This window comes from Streptomyces sp. OfavH-34-F (genome assembly GCF_022347745.1).
Classification (GTDB): domain Bacteria; phylum Actinomycetota; class Actinomycetes; order Streptomycetales; family Streptomycetaceae; genus Streptomyces.
Genome location: NZ_JAKRGC010000347.1, coordinates 1 through 6,363, shown reverse-complemented (window position 1 = coordinate 6,363; position 6,363 = coordinate 1). Strand labels below are relative to the sequence as shown.

At 73.8% G+C, this 6,363-nt stretch carries 7 protein-coding genes; all 7 read left to right on the top strand.

The genetic code is table 11. The features are described 5' to 3' along the window. The coding region (locus MHW47_RS30520; protein WP_239227111.1) for a condensation domain-containing protein at positions 1 to 623 on the top strand (623 nt) is incomplete at its 5' end. Then, a complete protein-coding gene (locus MHW47_RS30515; RefSeq protein ID WP_239227110.1) occupies positions 620 to 1,591 on the top strand; it encodes an acyl carrier protein in 972 nt (323 codons plus the stop codon). The genes MHW47_RS30520 and MHW47_RS30515, both read left to right, overlap by 4 nt. Then, positions 1,588 to 2,112, top strand: a complete 525-nt coding sequence (locus MHW47_RS30510; protein WP_239227109.1) for a flavin reductase family protein — start codon at positions 1,588 to 1,590, stop codon at positions 2,110 to 2,112. Before MHW47_RS30515 ends, MHW47_RS30510 begins: the two co-directional genes overlap by 4 nt. A gap of 84 nt (positions 2,113 to 2,196) precedes the next feature. Next, complete coding sequence (locus tag MHW47_RS30505) at positions 2,197 to 3,645, top strand: MFS transporter (RefSeq protein ID WP_239227108.1); 1,449 nt, start codon at positions 2,197 to 2,199, stop codon at positions 3,643 to 3,645. 161 nt (positions 3,646 to 3,806) lie between these two features. Next, positions 3,807 to 5,654: a glutamine--fructose-6-phosphate transaminase (isomerizing) gene (gene glmS, locus MHW47_RS30500; protein WP_239227107.1), complete on the top strand. Its 1,848-nt coding sequence runs from the start codon at positions 3,807 to 3,809 to the stop codon at positions 5,652 to 5,654. Between the two features lie 22 nt (positions 5,655 to 5,676). After that, on the top strand, positions 5,677 to 6,045 hold the full coding sequence (locus MHW47_RS30495; RefSeq protein WP_239227106.1) for a holo-ACP synthase: 369 nt from the start codon (positions 5,677 to 5,679) through the stop codon (positions 6,043 to 6,045). A gap of 43 nt (positions 6,046 to 6,088) precedes the next feature. Beyond that, positions 6,089 to 6,363 (top strand): ATP-binding cassette domain-containing protein (locus MHW47_RS30490; RefSeq protein ID WP_239227105.1); only part of this gene is annotated, 275 nt, incomplete at its 3' end.

Genomic DNA, 6,363 nt, shown 5'->3' with positions numbered 1-6,363 from the left:
GCGACGGCGCCCGGATCGCCTTCACCCTCCCCGCGTCCGTCGCCGACGCCGTCGCGGCGTCCGCACAGCGGGAGGCGGCCACCGCCTACGCGGGCTGGCTGGCCGTCGCCTGGGCCGCGCTCGCGGAGTTCGGCGGCACCGAGGACGTCCTGCTCGGCACGTTCACCACGGGCCGCAACCGGCAGGGTACGGACACGGTGGTGGGCTACCTGCTCAACGTCCTGCCGGTACGGCTGCGGGACGCCGGCACCGGCACGCACCGGGACCGGGTCCGCGCGGCCCGCACCGCCATCCGCGCCGGACTGCGGCACGCCTCCTACCCCGGGGAGCTGATCGACGCGGACCGGCGGGTGCCCGGCACGCATCCGCTGTTCGACGCCGTCTTCGTCTTCGACAACCTCGGGGCCGACGAGCGGCGCGTCCAGGGCGCCCGGGTCACCACCGCCGACCTCGACAAGGGCACCGCGCGGTTCGACCTGACCCTCGCCGTCTATCCGGGCCCGGACGGGGTCGCCGGATGGCTGGAGTTCGACACCGCCCTCTACGACGAGGCCACCGTGCGCCGGCTCGCCGAGCGGTTCACGGCCCTGGCGCACACCGCGGCACAGGAGGCGGAACAGTGATCACCCCACGGTTGTGCGCCCCGGCGTACGAGCTGGGCGAGCGCGCCGAGCCGGTGGCCGGGCTGCCGGAACTGCTCGCCGACCCCGGGATCGCGGCCGAACTCACCGCGCCCGCCGCCGGATTCGACACCTACCACTGGTCGGACGCCGAGGTCACCGAACTGATGGCCCTCGCCGTCGGCCGCACCCTCGCCGAGGCCCGGACACCCGGGAGCGACATCGACGTGGTCCTGCTGGCGACGGACTCGCTGCCCCGCGACCGCACCGCCCACCGGGACGTCGCCGAACTCCTCGGCGAGACCGGCATCGACCGGGCGACCGTGCTCTCGACGGGGCTCATGGACTGCGCCACGGCCATGGTCGCCGTGGGCACCGCCGCGTCGTACGTGCGCGACGGGACGGCCCGCAACGTCCTGGTCGTCACCGGCGACCTCGCCGACCGGGCGACCGGCGGCCGGCGCGTCGTGGCCGGCGGCGCGGCGATCGCGAGCGACGCCGCCGCGTCGGTCCTGGTCTCCGCCGACGCGCCCGGCCTCCCGGTCCGGGCCATGGCCCACCACTCCGCGCCCGAACTGAACCTGGGCGGCGGGCCGCAGCAGCAACTGCTGTCCCGGATCAGGGCGCACCGCGAACTGTTCGCGCGCCTCGCGGACCGCAGCCCGTCCGGCCTCGGCACCGTACGCGGCGTCCTGCCGAGCAACTTCGCCCGCAACGTCCTGCGGCTGTACCTCTCCGAGGTCGGCCTCGGCGGCGACATGCTGTGGCTCGGCAACGTCGGCCGCACCGCCCACTGCCTCGGCAGCGATCCGCTGATCAACCTCGCGGACCGGCTCGCCCAGGACAAGGACGCCGCGGACGGCGCGGCCGGCGACGACTCGCTCGTCCTGTTCGGCGCGGGGGTCTCGCACCTCGGGGCCGTCCTGCTCGGCGCGCAGCCGCTGCCGCGGCGGGCGGAAGGGGCCCGATGAGCACCACCGGCGTCGAACCGGCGGCGGTCACCGCGTCCGAACTGCGCGCGGCGGCCCGCTGCCTGCCCGCCGGGGTCACGGTGGTGACCAGCGGCCGGGGCTCCTCGGTGCACGGCATGACGGTCAGCTCCTTCACCACCCTGTCGCTCGACCCGCCCCTCGCCTCGTTCTCCGTCAAGGAGGGGGCCCGCATCCGCGGCCTCATCGAGGAGTCCGGCGGCTTCGCCGTCAACGTACTGGCGGCCGAACAGGCGCCGGTGGCGCGGTGGTTCGCCGACCCCGAACGGCCCATGGGCGCCGGCGGCTTCGCCTGCGCGGCCGGGCCCGCGCCGTTCGCCGTCGGGTTCGTGCTGTCCGGCGCGATCGGCTACTTCACCTGCCGGCTCGTCCGGTTCGTCGAGGCGGGCGACCACGTCATCGCGATCGGCGCGGTGGAACGCTGCGGAACCCTGCGGGACGCCCCGCCCCTGGTGTTCGAGGGCGGCGCGTTCCGCACGCTGAGACCCGTCACGCCGGACTGACCGCCGCCGCGCCCGTGCCCCCTGTCTGTCAGCCGTGCCCGCCGGGGCTCCCGGCGGGCACGGACCCCGTCCCCTAGGAAACCCATGACCCAGCACCTCGACAAAGAACTCACCCGGGACGAGCCCTCGCCCCGGCCCACCCCGCCCGCCGCCGGTGCGCCCGTCTTACTGTCCCGCCGGGACCGGCTGGTCCTCTTCGTGCTGTGCGCCGCGCAGTTCATGATCGCGCTCGACTTCTCGGTGCTGAACGTGGCCCTGCCGCGCCTCGGTACGGACCTCGGCCTCGGCCAGGCGGAACTGCAGTGGGCGGTCACCGCGTTCGCCCTGCCGTCCGGCGGGTTCCTGCTGCTGTTCGGACGGATGGGGGACCTGTACGGCCGCCGGAAGCTGTTCCTGGCCGGACTCGCCCTGTTCGGCGCGGCCTCGGTGCTCACCACCTTCGCCTGGGATCCGGCCTCCTTCCTCGCCGGGCGCGCCCTGCAGGGGGTCGGCGCGGCGGCCATCGTGCCGACCGGCATGTCGCTGCTGACCACCACGTTCCCGGAGGGGCCGCTGCGGGACCGGGCGCTGGGCATCAACGGCACGCTGCTCTCGCTCGGCTTCACCGTGGGCATGGTGCTGGGCGGCGTCCTGACCGACACCCTCGGCTGGCGCTCCACGATGGCGCTGCTCGCCCTGTTCGCCGTGGTCGTCCTGCCGCTGGCGCCCTCGCTGCTCAGCGAGTCCAGGCGGCCCGAGCGGCCCCGCCTGGACGTGCCGGGCGCGGTCACCGTCACCGGCGGCCTGCTCGCCGTGATCTACGCCCTGTCGACGGCCGCGGACCGGGGCTTCGGCGGCACCGATGTGATCGTCGCGCTCGTCGCGGGCGTGGTGCTGCTGGCCGCGTTCGTCGTGGTCGAGTCCCGGACCGCCGAGCCGCTGATCTCGCTGCCGATGCTGAAGCGCCGCACGGTGGCCTGGGGCAACCTCGGCGGGCTGGTCACCTTCGCGATGATGAGCACCGTCGTCTTCGCCATGACCCTGTACTTCCAGGAGGTGCTGGAGCTCTCCGCGTTCCAGACGGGCCTGGTCTTCGGCTTCCAGGGCACGGCGGCCGCGGTGTCGGGCGCCTTCGTGCCGAAGGTCCTCGGCCGGCTCGGAGCCCGCTCGACCCTGGTGGCGTCCCTCGTCGTGCAGGGCCTCTCCGTGGCGGGGCTGCTGGTCATCGGCACCGAGAGCTGGAGCGTGTGGCCGGCGGCCCTCTGCCTGGCGCTGGCCTGCGTGTGCAACCTCGGCGCGATCGTCGCCTACGGGCTGACGGTGACCTCCGGCGTGCCCGACGAGGAGCAGGGGCTCGCGACGGGGCTGGTGACCTCCACCCAGCAGGTCGGCATCACCGTCGGCATCCCGCTGCTCGGCGTCGTGGCGACGACGACCACGGACCGGCTGTCGGGCGTCCACACCGTGCTGGCGATCGACGCGGCGATCGTCCTGCTCACCGCGGGCCTGGTCGCCGTCGGCCTGGGCCGCGACCGCGCGGCGGCGGCCGGCTAGCGGGCCCGCCGCGACCGGGCGGCGAGCTGTTCCGACAGGTGCCCGGCCGGGGCTTCCCGGCCGGGCGCCCGTCCGTGCGCGCCCGCCGGGTCCGGCTTGAAATAGGGGGCGCTTCTGCGACTATGCGAAGAACAGGGGCAGATGATCCGGAAGGAACCACTATGTGCGGAATCGTGGGGTACGTCGGCGGGCAGTCGGCGCAGGACGTCGTCGTGGCCGGCCTCAAACGGCTGGAGTACCGGGGGTACGACTCCGCCGGGATCGCCGTCCTCGCCGACGGCGGGCTGGCCACCGCCAAGAAGGCCGGCAAGCTCGTCAACCTGGAGAAGGAACTGGGCGAGCACCCGCTGCCCGTCGGCCACGCCGGGATCGGCCACACCCGCTGGGCCACCCACGGCGGCCCCACTGATGCCAACGCCCACCCGCACCTCGACAACGCCGGCAGCGTCGCCGTCGTCCACAACGGGATCATCGAGAACTTCGCCGCCCTGCGCGCCGAACTCCGCGAGCGCGGCCACGACCTGCGCTCCGAGACCGACACCGAGACCGTCGCCCACCTCCTCGCCGAGGCGTACAGCCGCAGCGGCGAACCCGCCGAGGCGATGCGCCAGGTCTGCCGCCGCCTCGAAGGCGCCTTCACCCTCGTCGCCGTCTTCGCCGACGCGCCCGACACCGTGGTCGGCGCCCGGCGCAACTCCCCGCTCGTCGTCGGGGTGGGCGACGGGGAGTCCTTCCTCGCCTCCGACGTCGCCGCGTTCATCGAGCACACCCGGTCCGCGATCGAACTCGGCCAGGACCAGGTCGTCGCGGCCCGCCGGGACGACGTTCGGGTCACCGGCTTCGACGGCACGCCCGCCGAGGTCCGCGAGTACCACGTGGACTGGGACGCCTCGGCCGCCGAGAAGAGCGGCTACGCCTCCTTCATGCTCAAGGAGATCGCCGAACAGCCCAAGGCCGTCACCGACACCCTCCTCGGCCGCATCGACCCCGAAGGCACCCTCCACCTGGACGAGGTGCGCATCACCCCCGGCGAACTCCGCGAGGTCGACAAGGTCATCGTCGTCGCCTGCGGGACCGCCTTCCACGCCGGGATGATCGCCAAGTACGCCATCGAGCACTGGACCCGCATCCCCTGCGAGACCGAACTGGCGAGCGAGTTCCGCTACCGCGACCCGATCCTGGACCCGCACACCCTGGTCGTCGCCATCTCCCAGTCCGGCGAGACCATGGACACCCTGATGGCCCTGCGGCACGCCCGCGAACAGGGCGCCAAGGTCCTCGCCATCTGCAACACCAACGGCTCCACCATCCCCCGCGAGTCCGACGCCGTGCTCTACACCCACGCCGGCCCCGAGGTCGCCGTCGCCTCCACCAAGGCCTTCCTCACCCAGCTCGTCGCCTGCTACCTCGTCGCCCTTTACCTCGGCCAGGTGCGCGGCACCAAATGGGGCGACGAGATCCGCACCGTCATCCGCCAGCTCTCCGAGATCTCCGGCTCCGTCGAACGGGTCCTGGAGACCATGGAGCCCGTCCGCGAACTGGCCCGCTCCCTGGCCGGCCACGACACCGTCCTCTTCCTCGGCCGGCACGTCGGCTACCCGGTCGCCCTGGAGGGCGCGCTCAAGCTCAAGGAACTCGCGTACATGCACGCCGAGGGGTTCGCCGCCGGGGAACTCAAGCACGGCCCGATCGCCCTCATCGAGGACGGCCTGCCCGTCGTCGTCGTGGTGCCCTCCCCGGCCGGACGCTCCGTCCTGCACGGCAAGATCGTGTCCAACATCCAGGAGATCCGCGCCCGCGGCGCCCGCACCGTCGTCATCGCCGAGGAGGGCGACGACGAGGTCGTCCCGTACGCCGACCACCTCATCCGCGTCCCCGCAACGCCTACGCTGCTTCAGCCGCTGGTCGCCACCGTGCCCTTGCAGGTCTTCGCCTGCGAACTGGCGACGGCCCGCGGCAACGAGGTGGACCAGCCGCGCAACCTGGCGAAGTCGGTCACCGTGGAGTGAGACGAGCAACGAGGGTGGGAACGTGATCATCGGGGTCGGGATCGACGTGGCGGAGATCCAGCGGTTCGGCGCGGCGCTGGAACGGACGCCGCAGCTCGCGGCGCGCCTCTTCGTCGAACGGGAACTGCTGCTGCCCGGCGGCGAACGGCGCGGCACCGCCTCGCTCGCCGCCCGGTTCGCCGCCAAGGAGGCCCTGGCCAAGGCGCTCGGCGCGCCCCGGGGACTGCTGTGGACCGACGCCGAGGTGTACGTGGAGGAGAGCGGGCAGCCCCGGCTGCGGGTGCGCGGCACGGTGGCGGCCCGCGCCGCCGAACTGGGCGTCAGGCACTGGCACGTGTCGCTCAGTCACGACGCCGGGGTGGCCTCCGCCGTGGTGATCGCCGAGGGCTGACCCGGCCGGGCGCCCGCGGCCCATCCCGCATACGTTGGAAGGCATGCGTACCGCCTACAGCGTCTCCACCGTACGGGCCGCCGAACAGGCCCTGATGGCACGGCTCCCCGAAGGCGCGCTGATGCAGCGCGCCGCCGCCGGGCTCGCCGCCGCCTGCACCGGACTGCTGCGCCGGTCCGGCCGGGTGTACGGCTCCCGCGTCGTCCTCCTCGGCCTCACCGGCGCCGGCAAGACCACGCTGCTGCGGCTGCTCGGCGGCGCCGAGAAGCCCGACACCGGCCGCGTCGTCGAGGGCCACGGCCTCAAGCTCGGCTACTA

Excerpts from the sequence above, each read along its gene's own strand:
- MHW47_RS30510 (WP_239227109.1), top strand. The coding sequence starts at position 1,588 with ATGAGCACCACCGGCGTCGAACCGGCGGCGGTCACCGCGTCCGAACTG.
- MHW47_RS30505 (WP_239227108.1), top strand. The coding sequence starts at position 2,197 with ATGACCCAGCACCTCGACAAAGAACTCACCCGGGACGAGCCCTCGCCC.
- glmS (WP_239227107.1), top strand. The coding sequence starts at position 3,807 with ATGTGCGGAATCGTGGGGTACGTCGGCGGGCAGTCGGCGCAGGACGTC.